The sequence below is a fragment of the Streptomyces botrytidirepellens genome, assembly GCF_003721215.1.
Taxonomy (GTDB): domain Bacteria; phylum Actinomycetota; class Actinomycetes; order Streptomycetales; family Streptomycetaceae; genus Streptomyces; species Streptomyces himastatinicus.
Genome location: NZ_RIBZ01000111.1, coordinates 33,697 through 59,821, shown reverse-complemented (window position 1 = coordinate 59,821; position 26,125 = coordinate 33,697). Strand labels below are relative to the sequence as shown.

Annotated in this window: 13 protein-coding genes, 1 tRNA gene and 2 pseudogenes; 9 read left to right on the top strand and 7 right to left on the bottom strand. The window is 67.8% G+C overall.

From position 1 onward, the window contains the following. Nucleotide 1: 1 nt before the first annotated feature. Nucleotides 2-1,228 carry a formyl-CoA transferase gene (frc, locus tag EEJ42_RS08700; protein ID WP_123099391.1) on the bottom strand — a complete coding sequence of 409 codons (1,227 nt, stop codon included), beginning with the start codon at nt 1,226-1,228 and terminating at the stop codon, nt 2-4. A 15-nt stretch (nt 1,229-1,243) separates the two neighbouring features. Further along, nucleotides 1,244-2,926 carry a thiamine pyrophosphate-binding protein gene (locus EEJ42_RS08695; RefSeq protein ID WP_123099390.1) on the bottom strand — a complete coding sequence of 561 codons (1,683 nt, stop codon included), beginning with the start codon at nt 2,924-2,926 and terminating at the stop codon, nt 1,244-1,246. A 395-nt stretch (nt 2,927-3,321) separates the two neighbouring features. Between EEJ42_RS08695 and EEJ42_RS08690 the strand changes: the two genes are divergently transcribed. After that, nucleotides 3,322-3,406, top strand: a tRNA-Leu gene (locus tag EEJ42_RS08690). Nucleotides 3,407-3,606: 200 nt separating this feature from the next. On the opposite strand, the gene EEJ42_RS08685 is transcribed toward EEJ42_RS08690, so the two are convergent. Continuing rightward, nucleotides 3,607-4,185: a recombinase family protein gene (locus tag EEJ42_RS08685; protein WP_246096244.1), complete on the bottom strand. Its 579-nt coding sequence runs from the start codon at nt 4,183-4,185 to the stop codon at nt 3,607-3,609. Nucleotides 4,186-4,848: 663 nt separating this feature from the next. Here EEJ42_RS08685 and EEJ42_RS08680 point away from each other — a divergent pair. From EEJ42_RS08680 to EEJ42_RS08665, 4 genes and pseudogenes are all read left to right on the top strand, one after another. Further along, a pseudogene (locus EEJ42_RS08680) lies at nt 4,849-5,751 on the top strand (non-reducing end alpha-L-arabinofuranosidase family hydrolase); the annotation flags it as partial. Nucleotides 5,752-6,504: 753 nt separating this feature from the next. Then, on the top strand, nt 6,505-8,337 hold the full coding sequence (locus EEJ42_RS08675; protein WP_123099389.1) for an RICIN domain-containing protein: 1,833 nt from the start codon (nt 6,505-6,507) through the stop codon (nt 8,335-8,337). Between the two features lie 45 nt (nt 8,338-8,382). After that, a complete protein-coding gene (locus EEJ42_RS08670) occupies nt 8,383-10,788 on the top strand; it encodes a ricin-type beta-trefoil lectin domain protein (RefSeq protein WP_123099388.1) in 2,406 nt (801 codons plus the stop codon). A gap of 67 nt (nt 10,789-10,855) precedes the next feature. Next, nucleotides 10,856-12,838: an alpha-L-fucosidase gene (locus EEJ42_RS08665; RefSeq protein ID WP_123099387.1), complete on the top strand. Its 1,983-nt coding sequence runs from the start codon at nt 10,856-10,858 to the stop codon at nt 12,836-12,838. Nucleotides 12,839-12,900: 62 nt separating this feature from the next. Here the strand turns inward: EEJ42_RS08665 and EEJ42_RS08660 are convergent, their stop codons facing one another. Next, complete coding sequence (locus EEJ42_RS08660; RefSeq protein WP_246096242.1) at nt 12,901-13,665, bottom strand: FadR/GntR family transcriptional regulator; 765 nt, start codon at nt 13,663-13,665, stop codon at nt 12,901-12,903. A 412-nt stretch (nt 13,666-14,077) separates the two neighbouring features. Here EEJ42_RS08660 and EEJ42_RS08655 point away from each other — a divergent pair, with 412 nt between their 5' ends. Beyond that, complete coding sequence (locus EEJ42_RS08655; RefSeq protein ID WP_123099386.1) at nt 14,078-15,043, top strand: glycoside hydrolase family 6 protein; 966 nt, start codon at nt 14,078-14,080, stop codon at nt 15,041-15,043. 21 nt (nt 15,044-15,064) lie between these two features. Here the strand turns inward: EEJ42_RS08655 and EEJ42_RS08650 are convergent, their stop codons facing one another. The 3 genes and pseudogenes from EEJ42_RS08650 to EEJ42_RS08640 all read right to left on the bottom strand — a co-directional run. Beyond that, nucleotides 15,065-17,137 carry a right-handed parallel beta-helix repeat-containing protein gene (locus tag EEJ42_RS08650; protein ID WP_123099385.1) on the bottom strand — a complete coding sequence of 691 codons (2,073 nt, stop codon included), beginning with the start codon at nt 17,135-17,137 and terminating at the stop codon, nt 15,065-15,067. An 83-nt stretch (nt 17,138-17,220) separates the two neighbouring features. Next, nucleotides 17,221-19,152, bottom strand: coding sequence for a DUF8034 domain-containing protein (locus EEJ42_RS08645; protein WP_123099384.1), 1,932 nt, complete (start codon nt 19,150-19,152; stop codon nt 17,221-17,223). Nucleotides 19,153-19,240: 88 nt separating this feature from the next. Then, nucleotides 19,241-19,885 (bottom strand): annotated as a pseudogene (locus tag EEJ42_RS08640) (carbohydrate ABC transporter permease); the annotation flags it as partial. Here EEJ42_RS08640 and EEJ42_RS08635 point away from each other — a divergent pair. The 3 genes from EEJ42_RS08635 to EEJ42_RS08625 are packed head-to-tail and all read left to right on the top strand — an operon-like array spanning nt 19,809 to nt 26,093. Continuing rightward, nucleotides 19,809-20,480: a hypothetical protein gene (locus tag EEJ42_RS08635; protein ID WP_123099383.1), complete on the top strand. Its 672-nt coding sequence runs from the start codon at nt 19,809-19,811 to the stop codon at nt 20,478-20,480. The pseudogene EEJ42_RS08640 and the gene EEJ42_RS08635 sit on opposite strands and share 77 nt — an antisense overlap. After that, nucleotides 20,473-24,924 carry a hypothetical protein gene (locus tag EEJ42_RS08630; RefSeq protein WP_123099382.1) on the top strand — a complete coding sequence of 1,484 codons (4,452 nt, stop codon included), beginning with the start codon at nt 20,473-20,475 and terminating at the stop codon, nt 24,922-24,924. Before EEJ42_RS08635 ends, EEJ42_RS08630 begins: the two co-directional genes overlap by 8 nt. Then, complete coding sequence (locus EEJ42_RS08625) at nt 24,921-26,093, top strand: Wadjet anti-phage system protein JetD domain-containing protein (protein WP_123099381.1); 1,173 nt, start codon at nt 24,921-24,923, stop codon at nt 26,091-26,093. Before EEJ42_RS08630 ends, EEJ42_RS08625 begins: the two co-directional genes overlap by 4 nt. Nucleotides 26,094-26,125: the final 32 nt, after the last annotated feature.

Sequence of the window (26,125 nt, the reverse complement as noted above, 5' to 3'; positions counted from 1 at the left end):
GTCAGATCACCCCGTTCGCCTTGAGCAGCCGCACGTCCTCATCGCCGATCCCCAGCTCGCCGTACACCTCCGCGTTGTGCTCCCCCAGCAGCGGGGACCGGTCGACCTCGACGGGGGAGTCGGAGAGCTTGAGCGGGGAGCCGACCGTGGTGAACGCCCCGCGCTCGGGGTGGTCGACGCGGACGACCATCTCGTTGGCCGCGAGCGAGGCGTCCTCGACGATCTCCTTGGTGGACAGGATCGGCCCGCACGGGATGTTGTGGGCGTTCAGCTGCTCCAGCACCTCCCACTTGGGCAGCGTGCTGGACCACTCCTCGATCAGCTGGAACATCTTCCCCAGCTTCGGCAGCCGCACCTCCGGCGTCGCCCACTCCGGGTCCTCGGCCAGCTCCGGCCGCCCGATGATCCGGGTGATCGGCTCCCAGCCGACCGGCTGCACGATCACATACACGTAGTCGTTGGGGCCGCCGGGCGCGCATGTGACCGCCCAGCCGGGCTGCCCGCCGCCGCTCGCGTTGCCGCTGCGCGGCACCTCGTCGCCGAAGCTGTCGTTCGGGTATTCGGTGAGCGGCCCGTGCGTCAGCCGCTGCTGGTCGCGCAGTTTGACCCGGCACAGATTGAGCACCGCGTGCTGCATGGCCACGTTGACCCGCTGGCCGCGCCCGGTGCGGGTGCGCTGGTAGAGCGCGGCCAGGATGCCCGCCACACAGTGCACCCCGGTGCCCGAATCGCCGATCTGGGCGCCGGTCGCCAGGGGCGGCCCGTCCTCGAAGCCGGTCGTGGACATCGAACCGCCCATGGCCTGCGCGACCACCTCGTACGCCTTGAACTTGGTGTACGGGCCCTCGCCGAACCCCTTGATCGAGGCGTACACGATCCGCGGGTTGATCTCCTGGATGCGCTCCCAGGTGAAGCCCATCCGGTCCACCGCGCCCGGCCCGAAGTTCTCCACCATCACGTCGCTGCGGCGGATCAGCTCGGTCAGGATCTCCTTGCCGCGCTCGGACTTGGTGTTGAGGGTGATGCTCCGCTTGTTGCAGTTGAGCATCGTGAAGTAGAGCGAGTCGACGTCCGGGATGTCGCGCAGCTGCTTGCGCGTGATGTCACCGGTCGGGGACTCCAGCTTGATGACGTCCGCGCCGAGCCAGGCGAGCAGCTGGGTGGCGGACGGACCGGACTGTACGTGCGTCATGTCGAGGACGCGGACGCCCTCCAGAGCCTTGGTCATGGTTGGCGGGCCCCTCTACTTGTACATGGTCTGGTTCATCGTTCCGGGGGCGTACGCGTCCGGGTCGACCCAGACGTTGATGAGCGACGGCTTGCCGGACTCGCGGGCGCGCCGCAGCGCGGGCGCGATGTCGGCCGGGTCCCGCACCTCCTCGCCGTAGCCGCCCAGCATGCGCGCGAACTGGTCGTACGGAACGTCGCCGAGGGTGTTGCCGATCCGCTCGCGGGCGTCGCCGTACTTGGCCTTCTGGCCGTAACGGATCTGGTTCATCGACGAGTTGTTGCCGACGATGCCGACGAACGGCAGATTGAAGCGGACCAGCGTCTCGAAGTCCCAGCCGGTCAGCGAGAACGCGCCGTCGCCGAAGAGCGCCACCACCTCCTTGTCGGGGCGGGCCTGCTTCGCCGCCATCACGAACGGCACCCCGACGCCGAGCGTCCCCAGCGGCCCCGGGTCCATCCAGTGGCCGGGCGTCCGGGGCTGCACGACCTGCCCGGAGAACGTGACGATGTCGCCGCCGTCGCCGATGTAGATCGAGTCCTCGGTCAGAAAGTCGTTGATCTCGCTGACCAGGCGGTACGGATGAATGGGGGAGGCGTCGGACCGCAACTGCGGCAGCCGCTTCTCGATCGCCTTCTGCTCGGCCGCGCGCAGCTCGTCCAGCCACTCCTTGCGCTTGCGGGCCCCACCGTTGAGACGGCCGGACGCCGCCTGGGTGACGGCTGACAGAATCTGATGACTGTCACCCACTATCCCGAGATCAATATCCCGATTCTTGCCGACCGTGCGGTAATCCAGGTCGATCTGCACCACCGTCGCATCGGGCGACAGCCGCTTCCCGTACCCCATCCGGAAGTCGAAGGGCGTCCCGACGATCACGATGAGGTCGGCGCCTGCGAACGCGTACCGGCGCGACAGCTGGAAGTGATGCGGATCCCCGGGCGGCAGCGTGCCCCGCCCCGCCCCGTTCATATACGCGGGCACATTGAGCGTCCGCACCAGCTCGGTCGCGGCATCGGTCGCCCGGCACGTCCACACCTGACTCCCCAGCAGAATCGCCGGCTTCTCCGCGTGCACCAGCAGGTCGGCCAGCTTCTCGACCGCCTCCGGATCGCCCGCGCCGCGCGTCGACGCCCGATACGCCCCCGCCTTCGGCACCCGCGCCTTCTCGACGGGAACCTTGGCGTCCAGCACATCGCGCGGAATCTCCAGGAACGACGGCCCCGGCGCCCCGTGGAAGCACTCCCGGAACGCCATCGACACCATGTCCGCGGCCCGCGCCGTGTCCGGCACGGTCGCCGCGAACTTCGTGATCGGCGCCATCATGTCGACGTGCGGAAGGTCCTGGAGGGACCCCATCTTGTGCTGCGTATGCGCCCCCTGCCCGCCGATCAGCAGCATGGGCGACTCGGCCCGGAAGGCATTGGCCACCCCGGTCACCGCGTCGGTGGTCCCCGGCCCGGCGGTGACCACCGCACACCCGGGCTTCCCGGTAATGCGTGCGTGGCCATCGGCGGCATGCGCGGCCACCTGCTCGTGGCGCACGTCGATGACGTCGATGCCCTCGTCGACGCAGCCGTCGTAGATGTCGATGATGTGGCCGCCGCAGAGGGTGTAGATGACGTCAACCCCCTCCGCTTTGAGCGCCTTGGCGACCAAGTGCCCGCCGGAGATGAGGTCCTGGCTGTCGTCGGGCATGGCGAATCGCGTCCCTTCGTAGGGGTCGGGTCTCGCGTGGATTGCATACAGTCGACGTTATGCTGTATGAAACCCGTTATCCCGCATCGGCCGATCGATGTCCAGGGGGTGTACGTCAATCGTTCGATCAAGTCGCCACGGGCCGGCGGCCCCGCGAGAACCGCGCCCTCGTCACCCTCCGTGACCCCGTGTGCTCACACCCCGCCCACCCTCCACGTCACCGCAGGTCGTCGCGGGGCTGGGCGGCACACATACGCTGGTGAAACGCACCCCAAAACCTTGGTATCGTTGTCCATGTCGCCGCGGGGAACCGCGGGGCACACCTTNGGTGAAACGCACCCCAAAACCTTGGTATCGTTGTCCATGTCGCCGCGGGGAACCGCGGGGCACACCTTGTCCGGGTGGCGGAATGGCAGACGCGCTAGCTTGAGGTGCTAGTGCCCTTTATCGGGCGTGGGGGTTCAAGTCCCCCCTCGGACACAACCTTCCCCCGCACTGCCCGTTTCCAGGGCAGGCGGAACCGGCACCCGCCTCCGTTTTAGCTGGACGCGGGTGTTTGTCGTTTCGGCTCTCTCCTGGGCGTCTCCTTCGCCAAGGGGTTCGGTGGTCGGGCTCCGGGGCAGCCGATCGTGATCCTTTCTGCTCGTGTGGTGTCTGCGGTCAGAGATCTGGCCGCCGGGTCATAGGTCAGCGAGATCGCCTCGCTGCGGAGGTACGCGACAGTATCGGCCGACGAGAGCGGCGGCGATGAAGTCGGCCTCACTGACCAGCGCCGGGTGCGCGGGCTGGGCCGAGATGATCCAGTCGGCAGGGGTGTTCCACCGCATCACGTCGCGGTGTCCGAGAGTGGTGTTGGCCGCATCGATCAGGTCGTGGTCGGTGCGCTGGCGGTTCCAGACCTGGTGGCCGGTGTAGCGGGGGTTGGCCAGGATTGCCCGCACCGTGGGCAGCACCCAACGCTGACCGTTCCGGTGCGGGTTGCGGCCGGGGTCGGCAGCGGACGGGCAAGGGATGCCGGCATCGTTCAGAGCACGGGCGATGCGCGCCATGCTGTGCCGGGCCAGGCGCTGAGTGAAGATCCAGGACACGATCGGCCCGCAGTACGGGTCGATGTCCAAGCGTTGGATGCGCAGGCCACGGCGAGCCAGTGCTCGGTTGGGGCGTGGACCGGCGTCCATCAGCCGGTAGTCATACGGTGGCCGGCCACCGAGGTAACGGCCCTGGTCGCGGATCTCCGCCCAGTCCTCCACGCTGATCACCACTCCTCCCGGCCTGACTCAACGAGCCAGACCCCTGGAGGGGTCAACTTTCAAGCGTCGCTACTGGTCCACTTTTTCAGCCGTCGCCGACACTGGAGCAGTCCTTTCTCGTCCTGGCTCGTGCCGCGACACCGCTGACCACGTCCGCGCGCCTGGTGTGTGACGAGCCGTCGGAGGAGCCGTGGCCGGTGGTTGCGGTGAAAGCAAGGATTGCGAGAGATCTCGACGCTGCTCGCGACCTTGCGAGGGGTATTGACGCGGCTCACTGGTCCCCTACCATCCAGGTTGCTCGACACTTCGGCCTTTGTTCGACATCACGAACAAGGCAGAGCTGCTCCACCCGCACAGCAGGGCATCTCCGGGTCACACCCATCGAAATGACGGAGACACAAGGAGCACACCCCTGATATGTCATGGCCTCATCAGACCTGCCGTCGTCGCGCGCCGGCGGCCGCCACCGGCCGCGTCCAGGGCCCCATCGACAGTCCGGACAGCCCTGACGGGGCCGACCGGAACCGCTTGCTCAAGAATCAAGAGGTCCTCATGCGTGGAGGAAGTTTCAGCCGCAAACGTCTGTCCGTGATGCTCGCCGCCGCGGTTGCGGCCCTGGTTTCGTTGGCGGCGACGCTCGTCGCCAACCCGGCTCAGGCGGCCACCAGTGCATGTCCTCTCCCGTCGACGTACCGGTGGACGTCGACGGGTGTGTTGGCGCAGCCGGCGAACGGGTGGGTCTCGCTGAAGGACTTCACCAACGTGGTGTACAACGGCAAGCACTTGGTCTACGCGTCGAACGTGTCGGGATCGTCTTACGGCTCGATGAGGTTCAGCCCCTTCACGAACTGGTCGGACATGGCATCGGCCGGCCAGACCGGGATGAGCCAGGCCGCGGTGGCGCCCACGCTGTTCTACTTCGCACCTAAGAACATCTGGGTGCTGGCGTACCAGTGGGGTGCGTGGCCCTTCATCTATCGCACGTCGAGCGACCCCACCAACCCCAACGGCTGGTCCTCACCGCAGCCACTGTTCACCGGTAGCATCTCCGGCTCCGGCACCGGCCCGATCGACCAGACCCTGATCGGTGACGGCCAGAACATGTACCTGTTCTTCGCCGGTGACAACGGCAAGATCTACCGAGCGAGCATGCCGATCGCGAACTTCCCGGGCAACTTCGGCTCGTCGTACACGACGGTCATGAGCGACTCGAGGAACAACCTGTTCGAGGGGGTGCAGGTCTACAAGCTTCAGGACCAGAACCAGTACCTCATGATCGTCGAGGCGATCGGTGCGAATGGGCGCTACTTCCGCTCGTTCACGGCCTCCAGCCTGAGCGGTTCGTGGACCCCGCAGGCCAGCAGCGAAGGGAACCCCTTCGCGGGCAAGGCCAACAGCGGTGCCACGTGGACCAACGACATCAGCCACGGTGACCTGGTCCGCAACAACCCCGACCAGACCATGACCATCGACCCCTGCAACTTGCAGTTCCTCTACCAGGGCAAGACCCCCTCCGCGGGCGGCCCCTACGATCAACTGCCCTGGCGGCCGGGCGTCCTTACCCTCCGGCGCTAACCTGCCTGATCCACGGTGAATCGCGATCAGGTGCGGTCTACCGGCGCGTAGACGAGCGGTTTACGGCGTGGGCGACTTCCACCTGCTGACCGGTACTCACCGCTTCGGAGAACCCCAGCCGCGCGCCGGCTGGGGTTCCTTGGTGACCGGCGTCTTCGCCGACGTGAGTGGCTTGGTGCGGGCGGCCTTGCAGCCAGTGGTGACCACCAGGCATACCGTCACGGCGGGTTGACCAGCGCAAAGGAAACATGGGATGGATCGGGTCCCGATTGAGGGAGACATGTCTATTGACAGTGTGAAGGGCCGGTGGAATCACTAGGGGACATGGGATGTCTGAGAGTTCTTTGTGGATCCTCTCGGGCGCGCTGTCCCCGAGGGGAGAGTCACCCCAGGAGCCCTGACGCCCACCACCGTGGCCGCGATCAGGAAGACCGGAGCGTTCGCTTACGGGCTGCATCGTGATGTACCGGGTCGCGGGCGGCACCAGCGGTGGCGGCGGTACCAACGTGACCGGTGAGCTGCGACCGGTGGGCGCGGACACGTGCCCGGACGTACCGGACTCGACCACCACCGCCGGTACCCAGGTGGAGATCTGGAGCCGCAACGGCCAGGCCGACCAGCGGCGGACGCTGAACTCCGACGGCACGGTCACCGGCGCCCGGTCCGGCCTGTGCCTGGAGCGCCGCCCCCGGAAGCCGGCCCCGTCCATCACACGCGCCGCAACCCAGCGGCGCCGAACCGCAGGAGGATCGGATGAGGACGAGAGCGAGACCCGGCCGTCTGGCACTGGTGGCCGGCATCGTGCTGGTGCTCGTGCTGCCGCTGCTGTCGACGGCCACGAGCCAGGCCGCCTCGGACAAGTCGCTGAGCGTGAACCTGGCATCGACCCGCGGGCCGTCGACCGGAGTGGGTGAGGGGTTCCTCTACGGCATCAGCGAGGACGGCAGTCGGCCGGCGGACCAGTTCCTCCAGCCGCTGGGGATCAACGCCTTCCGCGGCGGCGGATGGTTCTCCGGCGGCTGGATCAGGGACGGCTACCAGTACGGCTCGGCCACCCGGGCCGACGTCGACTCGATCGTCGCGCAGGCGAAACGGCTCACCCGGCCCCCCTATCACGCGCAGTACCAGGTGCTGGTGAGCGACATCTACGGCGCGAACGGCGGTCAGCCGTCGAGCACGAGGTATCCGTGCGACAACGGCGACTGCTCCAACTGGGTCCGCTTCATCGACTCCACGGTGGGAGCGCTGCGGGATTCGGGGCTCACGTTCTCCTACGACATCTGGAATGAGCCGGACATCTCCGCCTTCTGGACCCGAGGGGTGAACAGCGCCCAGTACTTCCAGATGTGGGACACCGCCTACCGCGAGATCCGGCGCATCGCCCCCGGGGCGCAGATCGTCGGGCCGTCATTCGCGTTCACCCCGGAGCGCAATCCGGGTGAATGGCGGACCTGGCTCGCGCATGTGAAGGCGGCCGGGACGGTGCCGGACATGATCGCCAACCACAACGAGGGCGATGTCGACGACCCGGTCACCGTCTCGCGGGCCCTGAACAGCGCCCTGACCGCGGCGGGCATCGGTCCGCTGCCGCTCTCCTCGAACGAGTACCAGCCGGCCGACCGGCAGACCGCCGGGGTGACCGCCTGGTACCTGGCGCGGTTCGCGCAGTCCGGGTACACCAACGCGATGCGCGGCAATTGGGTGTGCTGCGTCATCCCGAACCTGACCGGAGTCCTGACCCAGAGCGGGGGCAGCTGGCAGCCGACCGGCAACTGGTGGGCGCTTCGGGACTATGCCGATATGACCGGCACCCTCGTGGACACCTCCGGCCAGGTCGGCTCGACGGCGATCTCGGCCGCCGAGGACTCCTCCGCCAAGCGAGCGGTGGCGGTCATCGGCGACTCCAACGGGTACACCGGCGCCGCGTCCGTGACCTTCGACGGGCTGTCCTCCGTGCCCTGGCTGGCGAACGCCGGCGGCGTGCACGTCACGGTGCACCGCATCCCGGACCAGGCGCCGCTCAGTGCGCCGCAGACCGTATACGACCGGAATGTGAGCACCTCGAGCGGCTCGATCACCGTGCCGTTCACGTTCCAGGGGGCGCACGACGCGTTCGCCGTCTATCTGACAGCCGCCTCGTCGGGCGGCGACGGCTTCCCTGACGGCTACCACCAATTCGTGGTCGCCAGCGACAACCTGTGCATGGATGTGTACGGCAACTCCGGCAGCACGGGCGCCGCGATCGACCAGTGGACCTGCAACGGGCAGGGCAACCAGCAGTTCCGGTTCGTACCCGCCTCGGGCGGCTACGGCGAACTGCGGGCCCAGAACTCCGGCCTGGACGTGGCGGTGGCCGACAGTTCCACGGCGGCGGGCGTACCGGACATCGTCCAGCAGGCCCCCGGCGCCGCGGCCAACAGCCTCTGGCTGCCCGTGCGGCAGTCCGACGGCTCCTACGCGTTCCAGAACAAGAACAGCGGTCTGTGTCTGGACGTCTACGGCGCCGGCGACAACCCGGGGCAGCAACTGGACCAGTGGCCGTGCAAGAACACTTCCGGCACGAACCAGGACTTCATCCTTCGCTGACCGCGGCCACCACGGCACACCTCCGACCTGTGAAAGGAACCCACCGTGTCAGCATTCAGCCGGTTGTTCCGGCGCCTGCGTGCCTCGACGGTCGTGCTCGCGAGCCTCCTCCTGACCGCCGGCGGCATCGTGGGCACGGCCGCCACGCCGGCCCAGGCCGCCACTTCCATCACGATCAACGGCGCGTCCGGCGGCCGGACCTTCGACGGCGTCGGCGCGATCAGCGGCGGGGGCGGCAACAGCCGACTCCTGATCGACTATCCCGAGCCCCAGCGCGGCCAGATCCTCGACTACCTGTTCCGGCCCGGCTACGGAGCCTCCCTCCAGATCCTCAAAGCCGAGATCGGCGGTGACACCAACTCCACCTCGGGGGCCGAGCCGAGTCACCAGCACACCCGGTCCGACCTGAACTGCGACCGGGGCTACGAATGGTGGCTGATGGAGCAGGCCAAAGCGCGCAACCCGAACATCAAGCTGTACGGGCTCGCCTGGGGCGCGCCCGGCTGGATCGGTGGCGGGAACTTCTGGTCCACCGACACGATCAACTATCTGCTCTCGTGGCTGGGCTGCGCCAGGCAGCACGGGCTGGGCATCGACTACCTCGGCGGGTGGAACGAGCGAGGCTACAACGTCTCCTGGTACCAGCAGCTGCGTGGCGCGCTCAACAGCGGCGGCTACGGCAATGTCAAGATCGTCGCGGCGGACTCGGACTGGGCCGTGGCGGGCGACATCAACTCCAACCCGGCGTTCGCCTCCTCGGTGAGTGCCATCGGCACGCACTATCCCTGCGGCTACCGCTCGTCCCAATCCAACTGCTCGGTGCCGTCGGCTGCCACATCGTCCGGCAAGACGCTGTGGGCGAGCGAGAACGGCTCGGACGACTACAACGGGGGAGCGCAGGCCATGGCCCGCGGCATCAACCGCGGATACATCGACGGACGCATGACCGCGTACCTCAACTGGCCGGTGGTCGCCGCGCTCACCCCCAACCTGCCGTACCCCACCATGGGTCTGGCCCTGGCCTCGCAGCCGTGGTCCGGCTCCTACTCGATCGGCAAGAACACCTGGGTGATGGCACATACCAGCCAGTTCACCGCCCCGGGGTGGCGGTACCTGGACGCCTCCAGCGGCTACATCGGCGGCAACCGCAACAACGGGAGCTACGTCTCGCTCAAGTCCGCCAACAGCGACGACTACTCCACGGTCATCGAGACGATGGACGCGGGCAGCGCCCAGACGCTGAACTTCAACGTCACCGGGGGGCTGTCCGCCAAAACCGTCCACGTCTGGTCCACCGACGTCAGGTCCGGGAACTCGGCCGACCACTTCGTGCACGCCACGGACATCACCCCGTCCGGCGGCGGTTTCAGTCTGACCGTACAACCCGGCCACATGTACAGCCTGACCACCGCGACCGGACAGGGCAAGGGCACCGCTGTCGGCCCCGGCCGGGGCCGGCTGAGCCTGCCGTACAGCGACTCCTTCGACAGCTACGCCACCGGTACCGAGGCCAAGTACCTCATGGACTGGCAGGGCGCCTTCGAGGAGGTGGGCTGCGGCGGCGGTCGCAACGGCAAGTGCGTGCGCCAGATGAGCCCGCAGAAACCGATCACCTGGGACGCGCTGTCCGATCCGCACGCCTTGCTCGGTGACGTGGGCTGGAGCAACTACACCGTCTCGTCCGACGTGATGCTCGAACAGCCCGGATACGCCGAGCTGATCGGCCGTGCCAACGCACAGGACTACAACAGCACCGGCGGGCTCAACGCCTACCACCTGCGGGTGAGCGACACCGGCGCCTGGTCGGTCCTGAACTCCAACACGGCCGGCAACGTCTCCACCCTGGCCCGCGGCACGACCGCGGCGCTGGGCACCAACCGGTGGCACAGCCTGTCCCTCACCTTCTCCGGCACCACCATCACCGCCGTCATCGACGGTGCCACGGTCGGTTCCGTGAACGACCGCACCTGGGCCGGCGGGCAGATCGGCTACGCGACCAGCCAGGGCGAGACCGCGCAGTTCGACAACCTGTCCATCACCCCCGGCAGCGGTGGGAACGACGGCACGACCGGCGCGATCGTCGGGGCCGGTTCCGGCCGGTGCGTGGACGTGCCGAACCAGTCGCAGACGCCCGGAACCCAGGTGGAGCTGTGGGACTGCAACGGCGGAAGCAACCAGCAGTGGACGGACACCCCGGCCGGCGAGCTGCGGGTCTACGACAGAGACTGCCTGGACGCCTCGGGCCAGGGCACCAGCCCCGGCACCAAGGTGGACATCTGGGACTGCAACGGCGGAAGTAATCAACAGTGGACGATCCGTGCCGACGGCACGATCACCGGTGTCCAGTCCGGCCTGTGCCTGGACGCCACCGGTGCGGGAACGGCCAACGGCACCTTGCTCCAGCTATGGACCTGCAACGGCAGCAGCAACCAGAAGTGGACGCGCGACTGATCCGGTGACCGGCTGACGATCGCCGACTCCCGCACCGCCTACGTCAATTCGCTCGAGAGGCCCCCACATGTCCTCCTCTTCCCTGCCGCTCAGCCGACGCCGACTGCTGGCGGCGGCCGGTGCGGCCACGGCCTTCGGCCTGCTGCGGTTCGCCCCCGAGGCGGCCGCGACCGACGGCCCCGGAAGCTACACCCCGAGCTGGTCCTCCGTGGACCAGCACCCCCCGGCCCCGGCCTGGTTCCAGGACGCCAAGTTCGGCATCTACTACCACTGGGGCGTCTTCAGCGTTCCCGCGTTCGGGAACGAGTGGTATCCGCGCAACATGTACATCGGTGGCTCGGCCGAGAACCGGCACCACATCGCCACCTACGGTGACCCCTCGGCATGGCCGTACAACAACTTCATCGACGGTGCCCGCGACAAGACCGGCAAGTACGTGCAGTTCGCCCCCAAACCGGTCTCCCAGGGCGGCAACTGGGATCCGGACGCCTGGGCGCAGCTGTTCAAGGCCGCCGGCGCGAAGTTCGCCGGACCGGTCGCCGAGCACCACGACGGCTTCTCCATGTGGAACAGCCGCTCCAACCCGTGGAATTCGGTCCAGCACGGCCCCAGGCTCGACCTCGTGGGGCTGCACGCGCAGGCCGTCCGCGGGCAGGGGCTGAAGTTCATGGCCTCCCTGCACCACGCCTATCACTTCACCGGCTACTACGACCACGTGCCGTCCCAGTCGGATCCGGCGCTGCGCGTCCTCTTCGGCCAGCAGGGCTCGGCCGCGGAGAACCAGCTCTGGTACGACAAGCTGATCGAGATCGTCGACGGCTACCAGCCGGACCTGATCTGGCAGGACTTCGACCTGAGCAGAGTGCAGGAGTCCTACCGGCTCCAGTTCCTCGCGCACTACTACAACCGGGCCGTCTCCTGGGACAAGGACGTGGTCGCGACCTACAAGGACGGCTTCAACGACAAGGGCGAGGTGTACGACTTCGAGCGCGGCGGTCCGGCAGGGCTGCTCGCCCCCTACTGGCTGACCGACGACAGCGTCTCCTCCTCCAGCTGGTGCTACACGGTGGGCATCGGCTACTACTCGACGCAGGCACTGCTCCACTCGCTGATCGACCGGGTCAGCAAGGGCGGCAGCATGCTGCTGAACATCGCTCCGATGGCCGACGGCACCATCCCCTCCGGGCAGCGGTCCATCCTGCTCGCCATGGGCGACTGGCTCGGCCGCTTCGGAGAGGCGGTCTACGCCACCCGCGCCTGGGCCAGTTATGGCGAGGGCCCCACCAAGATGGGCGGAGGCTCGTTCAGCGGACCGGTGGCCGGCAAACCGCAGGACATCCGGTTCACCCGCAGCCGGGACAACAAGGTCCTCTACGCCACCGCGCTGGGCTGGCAGGGCGGCACCATGACCATCACGACGCTGAACTCGAACCGGATCAACCTCAGCAGCCTGACCGGCGCCAAACTGCTCGACAACACCGCCGGCTCCTCCATCAACCTGCCCGCTCCGACCCAGGATGCCTCCGGGCTGCACCTCACCATGCCCTCGTCCAACCCGCCGTTCAGTGCGCTGGCGTACACGGTCAAGCTCACGTTCTCCGGTGAGATCCCCGTCCTGGGCCCGCCGGGCGGCTCCACCACCTGGGTGAAGATCGCCAACGTGACCAGCGGACTGGTACTCGACAGCGGGGGCAACGTCGCATCCGGCTCCAACCTCAAGCAGTGGAACTACGACGGGAGTACCAATCTCCAGTGGCAGCTGATCGACCTCGGCAATGGCTACTACCGCATCATGAACCGCACCAACGGCATGGCCGCCGACAGTTGGGGCGATTCCGCCAACGGCGCTCCTGCCCGGCAGGAGGCATGGAACGGTGGCAACAACCAGCAGTGGTCACTCAACAGCCTCGGCGGCAACCGCTACCAGATCATCAATCGGGGCACCGGTACCGCCCTTGACGGCAGTGGCAGCACCACCGCCGGCTCGACCGCGGTGATGTGGACTCCGAACTCCAGCACCAACAACGAATGGACCATCACCGGCGTCTGAACCACCCCACAGGCGGTGATCTCGGTCTGGTTCACTCCGTCGGTCTTCGGCGTCGGGTCGAGTCATATGTCGTACGAGGCGTCGAAAACGGCGCCACTCCGCCCCGGCGTCTCGTCGCCGGCCGGATCCGGCCGGCCTGCGGTCTCGCCGTGGCCCAGGTGCTGACGCAGCCACTGCTCCGTCGTGCTCACATGCATCAGCGCCGCGGCCTCGGCCAGTGCGGAGTCCCTGCGCAGCAGGGCGGCGTAGATTGCCTCGTGCTCGGCGATGGTCCGGTCACCGGCATGGTCGTCGACCATGCCCCGCCAGACCCGGCCGCGCACGGTGCGGCTGGAGATGCCCTCCAGCAGCGTAGCCAGGGTCCTGTTCCCGGCGGCTGCGATCACCGCGTTGTGGAAGGCGGCGTCGTGCTCGTTGAGCAGCTCGACATCGTCGCGGACGGCCCTCATCGCGTCAAGGTGGTGCCTGACCCCGACGAGGTCGTCGTCGGAGATCCGGGTGGCGGCGAGCCCCGTGGCGATCGGCTCGAAGAGCCTGCGCACTTCGGTCAGTTCCAGCAGGGTGTCACCGTGGAGCAATTCCACCGCCGAGCCCAGCCCCTCGAGCAGCAGTGCGGGCTCCAGACTCGTCACATAGGTCCCGTCTCCCCGCCTGACATCCAGGACCCGCGCGACAACGAGCGCTCTGACCGCCTCACGCATCAGGTTCCTGGACAGACCGAGCTCCGTGGCCAGTTGCTGCTCGGGCGGCAGCTTGGCGCCCGGCGGCAGTTCGCCGGACTGGATCATCTCCCTGATGCGTGCGATTGCCTTGTCGGTCAATGACATGGGCGGACTCCACACCCCCTGCTCGCGCATGCCACGCTAACAGGACCTCCCATGTTCCAGAAGAGACGACGCCCGCGGCGCCAGATTGGGAGCGCTCCCAATTGTGAGGCCGCAAAGCGGCCTTGTCCTCGCCCTGTGAAGGGCGAGTTGTACGTCGACCCTTGACAGCTTCACCAGCCCGCAACACGATACCCCTCATACCCCAAGCACTCTCAGCGCTATTGGGAGCGCTCCCATGGGAGCGCTCCCAATATTCGCCGCCGCCCTTCGGTCCTGTCGTCCCCGCCGGGGGAGTCGCCGCCGGGGAGCCGCCGGTGCAAGGGGGCCTCGTGCCACCGCACTTCCTCAGCGCGTCGCTCGCCCGTGCCCGAGAGCGTGCGACGCATCCCTGTCAGGAAACCGAGGTACAGTCATGCGCCACAGACTCCGCGCCCTGGTGGCAGCGTTCTTCGCGCTGCCGCTGGCGCTCGCCATCGCGCCGTCCGCCCACGCGGCCGACCCGACCACCATGACCAACGGGTTCTACGCGGACCCCGACTCCAGCGCGAAAAGGTGGGTCGCCGCCAACCCCGGCGACGGCCGGGCGTCCGCGATCAACGTCTCCATCGCCAATACCCCGATGGCCCGCTGGTTCGGCTCCTGGAGCGGCACCATCGGCACCGCCACCGGCGCGTACGTGGGCGCCGCGGATAATGGGGACAAACTACCCATCCTCGTCGCCTACAACATATACAACCGCGACTACTGCGGCGGGCACTCCGCGGGCGGGGCCGCTTCGCCGTCCGCCTACGCGACCTGGATCGCCCAGTTCGCCGGCGGGATCGCCAACCGCCCGGCTGTCGTGATCCTCGAACCGGACTCCCTCGGGGACTACGGTTGCATGACCCAGGCTCAGATCGACGAACGCGAGGGCATGCTCACCGGCGCGCTCGCCCAGTTCAACCGTCAGGCCCCCAACACCTGGGTCTACCTCGACGCCGGCAACCCGGGCTGGGCGGACGCGGCGACCATGGCCCGGCGCCTCCACGAAGCCGGCCTCCGACAGGCCCACGGCTTCTCCCTCAACGTCTCCAACTACTTCACCACAGCCGAGAACACCGCCTACGGCAACCGCGTCAACAGGGAACTCAGCGCCCGCTACGGCTATACCAAGCCGTTCGTCGTGGACACCAGCCGCAACGGCAACGGCTCCAACGGCCAGTGGTGCAACCCGTCGGGCCGCCGCATCGGCACCCCCACCCAGCTGGGCGGAGGCGCCGAGATGCTCTTGTGGATCAAGACCCCGGGCGAGTCCGACGGCAACTGCGGCGTCGGATCCGGCTCCTCGGCCGGCCAGTTCCTCCCCGAGGCCGCCTACAAGATGATCTACGGCTACTGATGCTGTGTCCTCGGGCTCGGCCTAGCGGGCGGCGGGGGGCCGCTGGCCGGGCTCGATACCGGCCCGGTCCATGACCTGTCGTGCGGCCGTCGGCCAGTTGCCACCGCTCACCTGGACGTTTCCCCTCAGGACGTTGTTGTGGGGGGAGCCGGTCGCCACCTGGGTCGCGCCACTGTTGTACCAGTTCTCCGAGAAGGTGCTGTCGTTGGTGTTGTTGGTGGGACTGGCGTTGGTGAAGGCCCACACCCCGGAGTCCCGGATCACGTTGTGCGACAGCGTCACGTAGCGGGAGCCCTCGTCCAGATAGAGGCCGACGGTGTTGCGGTTGTCGTAGATGTAGTTGCCCTCGATGACGGTGCGGGGACTCGCCGACAGGTTGTACAGGCTGCCACCGTCATGAAAGACCTTCTTGGTGCCGTGGATGAGGTTGTAGCGCACGGAGTTGTCCGACAGCGTGGTCGGTGTGCTGTAGACCGGCTGGTAGTTGTACAGGCCCCGGTTCCTGTAGTCCGTGCTGCCACCGGGGTCGTTGGCTCCCCAGCCCCAGCCGACGTCGATGCCGTCGTAGGCGAGGTCGGACACCTCGTTGTGCTCGATGACCGCGTGGGTGACATAGGTGGTCAGGATGCCGGACATGTCCTTGTAGTCCTGGGCGACCCTGGTCACCAGATTGTTCTTGATCGTGATGTCCTTGTCGACCATCGCGGGGTTGGACGGGTGGTGGGCGTCGGGTTGCACACCGCCGGCCACGATGCCGGCGCCGGCATCGTCGGTGAAGGTATTGCGCTGGACGGTGATGTTCGACGCGCCCAGACCGACACCGGAGGCGTGGGCGTTGGCGTCGTTGCCTATGCCGAGAGCTACCTGGCCGAGATGGGTGAAGGTATTGCCGGTGAAGGTGATGCCGCGCGCGGCCGACACCTGTACGGCCGCCGGGATCTGGTGCCAGCTGTTGCGCGCCGCCTCGAACAGCGGGCAGCCGGACTGGCAGGACGTGAGGAAGTCGTTCGGCTGCTGGTGAGTGGCCGCGAGGAAGGTTCCGTTCTGCTGGTCGGCGTAGCCGGTCGAGGTGCCCGGCTGGAGCCAGGTGGAGTACTCGAAGCGGATGTTCTGGACGGTGATGTCGTGGGCCGGATCGTCGTAGGTGCCGCCGATCTGCATCAGCGAGGTGAGCTGCGGCAGCTCGACGTCGCTGTCGGCGGGATTCTTGCCGGCCGGTGCCTTGTAGTAGAGCTGGCCGGCGTCCGGGTCGAGGTACCACTGCCCGGCCGTTTTGAGGAAGGAGTAGGAGTTCTGGAGCATGAGGGTGCCGCCGGCGAAGGGCTTGGCGAGGGTGTCGTAACCCCAGTTGTTGTTGTTCCACGCCGGCTGCTGCATCGTGATGGCGGTGCCGTCGATCCTCTGGACGGGTGCGTAGCGGTCGGTGAAGGAGTTCTGGCTCTCCACCTCGATCCGGTTCTGCCGGGGCAGTGAGGCGAGGTACTTCAGGTTCGGGTTGACGATGGTCATCCCGGTCTTGGTGACCTGGACGTCGTTGCGCGAGATCGTGATCGAGGCGCGGGGCGCGCGGGCGCCGTCGACGTAGAGTTGGCGCGAATCCGTTCCCTTCGGCACCGGTGCGGCGTAGACGTTCGCCGCCGCGTCATGGACTTTCCAGCCGGTCACCCGCAGCGCGCCGGAGAGAACGGGCGTCTGCCCGGGGCGTCCCCGCCAGGTGACGGTGTGACCGTTGCGCCCTGAGTCGGCGGCGGTGAGCCGCAATGGTTCCGTCGGGCGGTAGGTGCCGCCCGTCAGCTCCACGACCACGTCGGACGTGCCGGACAGGGACCGGGCGAGTTGCCGCGCCTTGGCGAGGGTGGCAACGGGGCGGTCAGCCGTGCCGACGTTGCGGTCACTGCCTCCGGGGGATACGACGATCTTGGCGGCACCTGCGGCACCTGCGGCACCTGCGGCACCTGCGGCACCTGCGGCACCTGCGGCACCTGCGGCTCCGGCGTCCGCGTGGGCCGCGGACAGCATGGCCCCGGTGAAGGCCGTGAAGGCGGTGAGGGCCGCGGTGAGCGCGGCCAGTGCCCTTCCTGGTTGGCGGTACATGAGAATCCTCGGGGGTGAGAGGGCGGGGTGACAGTGAGCGGGCCGGGGAACGCCCGCGGGGGCCTCACCACGTGGACCTCCCGTCATGACGTCTCCTCGGTACCCGGGTCATCGAATGGTGTGCGGTAGGACGGCGGCCGGCTGTGCAGGTCGAGCCGGAGCGTCAGACGGATCCGGGTGGAACGCGGCAGCTCCACCCCCAGCCATGGCCCGCCGACACGGACCATGGCGGATGTGACGACCGGCTGACCGTGGCCGTAGTCGTAGAGACCGCCGATCCAGGTGGGGTTCTCGCACTTGGTGTGGCGCACGGAGCGGATGCTGTGTTCGGCGAACGCCCCCGCCTGCACGATCACCGATCGCGCGCCCTCGGGGTCGAGATTGACCAGGTCGACCACTGTGGCCTCCGGGTCGACACAGGAGACCAGGGCCGCCACCGAGGAGGGCAGACCGGGGCGCCGGGCAACGGCGTCGTAGTACCGCACGCGTGCCTGTTGCAGTCCGCCGTTGTAGATGACCTGCGGTCCGCCCCAGGTCAGCTGGACCAGGGCCTCGGTGACCACCGGGTTCGACTGCTGCCACAGGTGGATGTCGGCCTCGGGCACGTCCGTGCCGCGGTAGCGCTCCATCCGCGCCAGCCGGTGGCGTACCTGGGCCTGCGCGACAGCCAGGATCCGCTCCGGGTAGTCAGGGGCGTCCCCGGTGAGGAAGGCGAACCACGGCTCCTCGTGCCCGGCCTCCTCCTTGTTCCGGAAGGGGCGCACGGTACGCCAGTCGTATCCGCTGGCCGACCGGAGGCGTTCGAGGCGTTCCCGGTCCGCGGCCGAGGCGGAGTGGTGCCACAGGGCGATCGGGACCGCCATCAGCATCGGGTTGTAGTCGAACCAGCCTCGGTCGGCGTACCGGAACGGCACATGGAGCGTGGGCGTGGTCACGTCCTCGCGGAGTTGAACGGTCCACTTCGACCGGAGGCTGGAGTCCGCCTCCATGAAGGTCATGATCTTGCCGTGGGAGATGATCTCGTCCAGCGTCGGGCGGACCAGGTCCAGGCAGGAGTCGTCGCCTGTGGCGGCCGCTCCCGCCAAGGCCGCGACCATCGCGGCGTGCCCGACGCTGTACCACCCGTGCGGCCAGGACCAGCCGTAGTGCCCGCCGTACCAGCGGCCGTCCAGCAACCCGCCCACCGTGCCGTCCGGGGCGACGTTGTCGGGGAGGATCCCCCCGTGAACGGTCGCGCGGTCGCGCCAGGCGTCCACGTACTCGGCTATCCAGTCGCGATAGCGCGGATCACCGGTCAGCATCAGGGCGTTGAGGACGAGTCCCGAGGCGGCCAGGTTGACCGCGGTGTCTCCCGAGCCGATCCGCCGCCGCATCTCGTCGCCCAGTCGCGGGTCGCGGTCGAGCGGCGGGGCATCGGCGCCGTCCGGCAACGTCCACTCCAGAGGGAAGCCGTACGTTCGGGCCTCCTGGGGAAGCCAGGGGTAGGCGTCGCCGTCGAAGAGCCCCCGGCGGTCGGGGTCGCTGCCGTTGTGCGGCCGGCGGATGATGCGGTGTTCCGGGTCGTAGTTGCCGTGCCGCGGATCGACGTAGAGGTCCGCGAAGCGCCGTGCCCGATGTTTCCAACGGCCGGGGGCGGCCATGCACAGGAAGTAGAACAGCAGCAGGCTCTCACCCTGGTGGAACCAGTCGTAGCCTCGCTCGTACTCGTCTCTGAGCATGCCCAGTTCGGTCAGCTGCCGGGTGACTCCCTCCCAGTGCCGCTCGGACTGGGCCAGCAGGTCCTCGTGCCCGCCGAGGAGGTAGAGCTGTGGCCAGTTGAAGAAGGTCTCGTAGAAGTCGTCCGCGCCGTCGCGCGAACCGAGTCCGCCGGCGTACCGCAGTCGCCCGTCGGAGTCGGTGAAATCATCGGCGAACCGGCGCCAGGCGTGGTCGAGCAGGTCGAACAGAGCACGCTGCGCCGTCGCCCAGCCCGGCGGTTCCATCAGCGGTACCGAGGCCGTGATGACGGATCCCATCAGATCTCCATTCCGAGCGGGGCGGTACGGGAACGTGGCCGGGGTGGGGCGGGGCGCGGGGTGCGCGGTCGTACGGCGCGCGGGTGGTTCAGCTCTTGGTGGCGCCGGCGAGCATGCCGGCCACCAGGAAACGTTGCGAGAAGAGGAAGACGACCAACACGGGAGTGATCGCCAGCAGGGTGGCCAGCGCCAGTTCGGGCCGCTGGACGGCGAGCGAGCCGACGGTCGGGTTGAACTGGGGGACCTCGTTCAGCAGCGTCCCCAGGCCCACCTGTACCGGGAACTGGTGGCTCTCGGGCAGCATGACGTACGGGAGGTAGTAGTTGGTCCAGTTGGCGACGAAGCTGAAGAAGCCGACCAGGGCGACTACCGGGGCGGCCAGCGGAAGGGCGATCCGGCGGAACACGTCGAACTCTGAGCAGCCGTCGAGCCGCGCGGCGTCCAGCAGCTCCCGGGGCAGCGCGGTGCTGAAGTAGATGTAGGTCAGATAGACGCCGAACGGGTAGAACGCGTACGGCAGGACGATCGACCACATCGAGCCGATCAGGTGAAACGCGTTGATCTCCAGGAACAGCGGCACCACCAACGTGGCGTTCGGCATGAGCATCACGATGAGGGTGGCGATCAGCAGCGTGTGACGACCTCGGAACTCGGTCATGGCGAGCCCGTACCCGGCGGGGACCGCGACGCACAGGGTGATCAGCAGGGCGAGGAACGAGTACAGCGCCGAGTTGGTGGAGGACTACGCCGCGATTGCCAAGCATCGGGGTGAGAGCGAGAAGCTCCTGCACGGGATCATCCACCTGGCCGTGGCCGCGCTGTCCTTCCCGCGGCCCGACGACCTGACCAACGACGCCTACGTCGGCAGGGTCAGTGTCGACGCTGTGGACCGCGCGGTCCGCGACACCTGTGACCGGCTCAAGGAGAAGTCGGAGGCGGCAGAAGGCAGCACCGACAGGCCGACGGACACTCCTGAGCTGGAGAAGACCTGGAACGCCTATGTACGACGTCCGGAGGCATCGCTCACCAAGGACAAGCGCCTCGCCATGAACTCGACGAGGGCGATGATCTCCAAGGCGCTGCGCTTCCTCGAGGACCAGGGGTTCCTCGTTGCCGCCGGCAGTGAGGACGACGGCTGGTACCGCACTACCCCCCGCTACCAGTGGCAGGTCAGGGAACTCGCCGACACCGCGGCCTTTGAGGAACTGCTGAAGCTCGGCGTGGTGCCGATGTCCAGCCGAGGAGCTCTGCGGGTGAATAGCCCAGCTGATGCCGATGTCGGCACGGATGTGGAGACCGACATTGAGCAGGAGGACACGGATGTTTGAGCTCTCACGCGTCCTGCTGCGAGGCGTTGGGCCTCAGGGCGCTCGGTATGAGGATGTCCTGCTCGACTTCAGTGGGCACGGGCCGGTCGTCACCAACAGGCAGGGCGGTCTCTTCGGCATGGGCGAGGCCCCCAGGCGTCCATCTCCGGCCTCGCTCATCTTCCTGGAGAACGGAGGCGGTAAGTCGGTCCTGATCAAGCTGATCTTCTCCGTCGTTCTGCCCGGGCGACGCAACACGGTCGGCACCACCAGCACACGGGTGCTGGACAAGTTCGTCTTGGCGGACGATGTCGCGCACGTCGTCCTGGAATGGACACACGCCCGGACCGGCGGACGCCTCATCACCGCCAAGGTTGCCCAGTGGCGCGACGGCCGCCCCTCGACCGCCTCCAACTTGCGTGAGCTTTGGTACCACTTCACGCCGGGCCCCGGCCTGAGCCTGGACACCTTGCCGATTCAGGAGAACGGCCGATACCTCGGCATGGACGCGTACAACGAGCGGTTGCGCGCCGCGCAGGAGGCGGAGCCCGGGCTCGGATTGCGCATGTACCGAATCCAGAACGAGTGGACCGAACGTCTGGAACAACTTGGACTGGACCCTGAACGCTTTCGTTACCAGCGGGCCATGAACGCCGACGAGGGCGAGGCCGCGGACGCCTTCTCCACCGGTTCCGACCTGGCCTTCGTCAACTTCCTGTTGAACGCCGTTCTGCCCACGGCGCCGGCCAAGGGGCTGGCGGAGGTCATCGACGGATACGCCGAGAAACTCGCGGGCCGCGGAGCCATGGAGCTGGAGCGGGACTTCCTCAAGGAGGCCCTCGAAGTGCTTCGCCCCCTCGATGAGGCGAGGGCCGCACGCAAGGTTGCCGATGAGACGCAAGCCCGCGCGCGGAATGCGGTCGACCGATTCATACAGCAAATCCGCGACCGGGCAGCTCGCGAACAGCAAGAAGCGGCTCGCAGGGACGAGGCGGTGCACCAGTTCAAGGACGAAGTACGCCAGTCGGGCGTTCGGAGGGAGCGCGCCGCAGCGGTGGCGGGACGGCTCAGAATTCTGGTGGCCGACTTGCGGCTCGGCCAGGCCAATGATCGGCACCGTGCGGCGGAGGCCGGGTGGAAGACGGCGACCGACGTGCTGCGCGCCTGGCAGGCCGTACCAGCGGTCGCCAGGAATATGGAGGCGCTGGAGACCGCCAAGCGCCTCCGGCAGCAAGTGGCCGTCACCGAGGCCGCGGCGCGCCCGGCGCTCGAGGCCCGGGACACCGCGGCGCAGCGGATGGTCGGCGCACTCCGCATCATGGCGAAGCGCCTTCTGTCCGAGGCGACGCGGCATCGCACACTCGCCCAGGACCACGAGGTCGCAGCCGGACAGGCCCAGAAGGCGCACAACGAGGCCGTCGCCGAGGCAGCCGTCCATGACGCGAAGGCCGAAGCTCTGCGGGCGCGTGTGACCGAGGTCGCGGAGGAGATCCGCCAGGCGGAACGTGCCGGGCTCGTCCCCGACGGTCTGACCGTGAGGGACTCGCTGGCTCACGCGGCGTCGGCTGTTGCCTCCCTCGCTGCGGACATCGAGGGCCATGAGGCATCCGTGCAACGGCTGGAAGCCGAACACCAGCAGAGTGTTGAGCGCCGGGACGAAGCCCAGCATGCACTTGCCGCTGCCGAGCACCGTTTCGACCTCGCACACCGGGCATACGAAGCGGCCCGCACACGCATGATCCAGCTCGCTCGTGACCTTGCCGCGGCGGGCCTGTACTCGGGTCAGGAATCCGATCTCGACGCCGAATCCGCCGGGCTGGCACAACGCTTGGCCCGGGCATGTGAGCAGGTGGAGTCGGCCCGAGTCGACCTTCGGGTCACGGCGGCGGGGGATGCGCGGGCCCTCGCTGCGCTGGAGCTCACCGAATTGCTGCCCGCTTCCCCCGAGGCTGTCCGGGCCTGCGACATTCTCAACGAAGCCGGAATCAGCGCCTGTACCGGTTGGCAGTACCTGGCGTCCATCCCCGGCACGGAACGCCGTAAGGAAATCGCCGACCGCGTCCCGCAGTTGGCCACCGGAGTCCTGCTCAACCGATCCGACCAACTGCACGACGCTCACGAGGTGTTGAGGAACGCAGACACCTGGCCCACGGGGTTTGTGGGGATCGGCACTACCGGGTCCCTTTATGAGCAGTCGGGCGATTCCCTGCCGGGCGGTCTGTCGTTCGTCGTGCCCGCGCACCCGGCCCTGTACGACAACGTCGCCGCGCAGGCCGAACTCGGCTCCCTGACCGAGCGCCAAGCGGATTACCGCAACCGCATGACGGAACTTGAAGAGACTTTGCACCTCCATCGAACGTTTCTGGTGCGGATCGAGCAATGGCGTGCGGAATGCCCCGAGGGCCATCTGCTGTGGCTGAGCGAGGAGCGGGACACCCGTGAGGAGGAAGCCGTCGCGGCCCGCCGCCTGGCCGGGGAATGCGAGGAAGCACGGAGTCTCGCTGCCTCCGTACTCAAGCAGGAGCGCGACAAACTGCCACCGTTGCGTGATCGCCTGGTCGCAACGGAGGTGCAGGTACGTGAGCTGCGGGGGCTGCTCCGGCGTGAGGAACGTGTCGCTGACTGGGTCACGCAGATTGCCGTCCACACCGAAGCCGCGCGGGTGCGCCGGGACATGGCGGGGAAAGCAGCCGGGGAGGCCCAGACCTGCCGGGACCAGGCGGCCCAGGCCGTCCGGGAGGCAGACGCCGCGACCGCGACCGCGGAACGCATTGCCGAGGAGATGGCGCAGCTGCCCGAGTACGACGCCGAGGCCGGCCACGAGCCGTCCGACGTTCCGCTGGAGGTCCTCCGCCGGGCCCATCGCAAGGCGTCCGAGGAGTACGACAGGGTCGCTGTCGGAGCTGATCTCATGGCCGACCTGCGCCATGCCGAACTGGCAGAGGCCGACTCCGGCACAGCACTGCTCGACCACCGCGAGGAAGCCCGTTCGGCTGCACGCGAGTTGTTGGCCGGACCCGACGGGGCCGACGCCCCGGCCCGGGCGGCGGCTCTGGTCCGCGCGGAGAACGCGGTTGAGGAGAAGCGAAGCCACATGGAAGACCTCCGCGACGAGCTGCGGCGCTGCCGCGCGGAGCTGGACCGCCTTCCGGCCGTGTCAGACGACATCGATCTGGCGCCGTACGGGGAACCGTCCGGCATCGCCCACGGTGAAGAGCTGATCGTTCTGGCCGACCAGGCCCTCGTCGAGGCCGAAGGCGCTCAGAGCGAACTACAGCGACACCTTGAGGAGGCGACCACCGCCCAGGCCGAGGCTCGGCAGACGCGGCGCGACTTCACAACGCTCGTCGACTTGTTCGGTGAGCCGAAGACACTGGTCACTGACGTGCAACCGTTCGAGGGGAACGCCGCCAGTGCCCGCACTCACTTTGACGGGTTGCGTGCCGAGCACGATGCGGCGCGGGCAGCGGGCGATGCTGCCGAGGCAGCCGAACGCGAACTGGCCGACCGACTCGCCGGTCTCGCTGCCGACACCCGCTTCGCCGAGCTTCGCTCGCCGAGCCAGCAGATCATGGCCGCCACCGAGCGGGCTGTCCTCCCTCTCCGCGCGGGTGAATGGGCTGAGGATCTGCGCCCGCGGTTGCGCACCCTGGAGATAGACCTCGAGTCGATCGGCCGTCATCGCAAACAGATCGTGCAGCAACTCGGGCAGCAGGTCACGGATGCCCTGCGCACCTTGAAGCGCGCCGAGCGGCTCTCACGTCTCCCCGAGGGACTTGGCAGCTGGTCAGGGGCGGAGTTTCTACAGATCCGCTTCACCGAAATCGACGACGCCGCGCTCCAGGACCGGATGAGCCAGCTCGTCGACGAGATCGCCGAGGAACTTCCCGGCAAGGATGGACGCTGGGACGCGAGACAACTCGTTCTCAAGGGTGTCTCGGCGGCAGTCGGCCCGAAGGGGTTTCGCGTCACCGTGCTGAAACCGGACGCGGTGCTGGAGATCAGCAGAGTGCGGGTGGCGGAGATCAAGGAGGTTTTCTCCGGCGGTCAGGTTCTGACCGCCGCCATCGTGCTGTACTGCACGATGGCGGCACTGCGGGCCAACGACCGCGGTCGCATGGCCCATCAGCACGCTGGAGTGCTCTTCCTCGACAACCCGATCGGCCGGGCCTCCGCCCTCTACTTGCTCCGCCTTCAGCAGTCGGTCGCCAAAGCACTCGGTGTTCAGCTTGTTTACACGACTGGCCTCGGCGATCTGAATGCCCTCGACGCTTTCCCGCTCGTCATCAGGCTGCGGAACGACGCGGATCTGCGAGCACGACGCAAATACCTGCGGGTCGTAGAGGAGTTCGCGAAGGCACTGGACACCTCGCTGACTCGCTCCGACGACCGTCCGGCCGACCGGAGTGAGATCACCGCCACTCGATACTTCCACGACGAACGACGCTGGGAGACAGAGCGGTGAACCCGGTCTCGCACGATCCGAAGGACGAGCTGTACGCCGGACTCGTACGTCGTGCTGCGGCGAAGGGCTGGCGAGGCGGCCGTAAGAAGATCGTCAAGGAGGAGCTCTTTCAGGAGCTGTATGCGGTGCGGCGCTCGTCACCAGAGAGCGAGCTCGACGAGACCGTCCTCAGTCGCTGTCTGGATGCTCTCGCGGCCGAGGGACGCCTGACACTCATCGGGGTTCACCCGCCGCTCAACGGCCGTGTTCCCAGCGGCATCTTCCTCCCCGAATCGGCTGCCCCGGTACGCCCTGCGCCGCGGAGTGTCGGCGTCGTCCACCACGAGTTGTTCCGCCTGCTCGACGGCCAGCGTCAGGTGACGGAGAGCCAGCACGCGGGGTACGGCGCGATCAGTGACTGGCTGCACACCGTGCTGGAGGCTGACAGGAGCCTCATGGACGTTCCATTGCGGGAGAGATCTTTGGAGATCTTCGGGAAGCGCACGTACTGGGACATCTTCCCGGAAGCGGAGAAGGTTCTCGACGGTAAGGGCTTCGGTGGTCCGCTGTTCAACCGGGCCGAACGGCTTCACGAGCTCATCCGAGCCTTCCCCACCGATCCACCCAATTTGAACGCCCACTTCTCCGATCTCACCCTTGAGAAACGCTCCACATCGTGGGAGAAGGGGGATGTCCTGCTCGTCGTGGAGAACTCGGCAACGTACTGGTCGCTGGTCGAACAGTTGAGGAAGACCGAGCACCGCATCGGCTGCGTTGCCTGGGGGGTCGGCTGGTCCTTCTCCGCCGCCGTGCGCACCCTCGTGCAAGCCCATACCGACACCGGCCATGAACGGCGGCGGCGCATCAGAGAAGTCCGATACTTTGGCGATCTCGACAAGAGCGGACTCGCCATTCCGGCGACCGCCGCCCGGCGCGCGGCGGAACAAGGGCTTGTGGTGCGTCCCACGACCGGTCTCTACAAGGCATTGGTGCGGTTGGGAACCGCGATGCCGGCCAAGAAGAAGGAACGGACCGGCTCCCTCAGCGCCCGGGAACTGGTCGACTGGCTCGACGACCCGTCCTTCGCGCACGTGGCCGGTCTCTTGGAGCGCGGTGAGCGGCTGGCGCAGGAATGGGTAGGCCGAGGGTACTTGGCTGGTAGCACGGAATGGCTGCGAGACGTGCAATGACGTTGCTGTTCCTGGCGTTCGACCCGCCACGA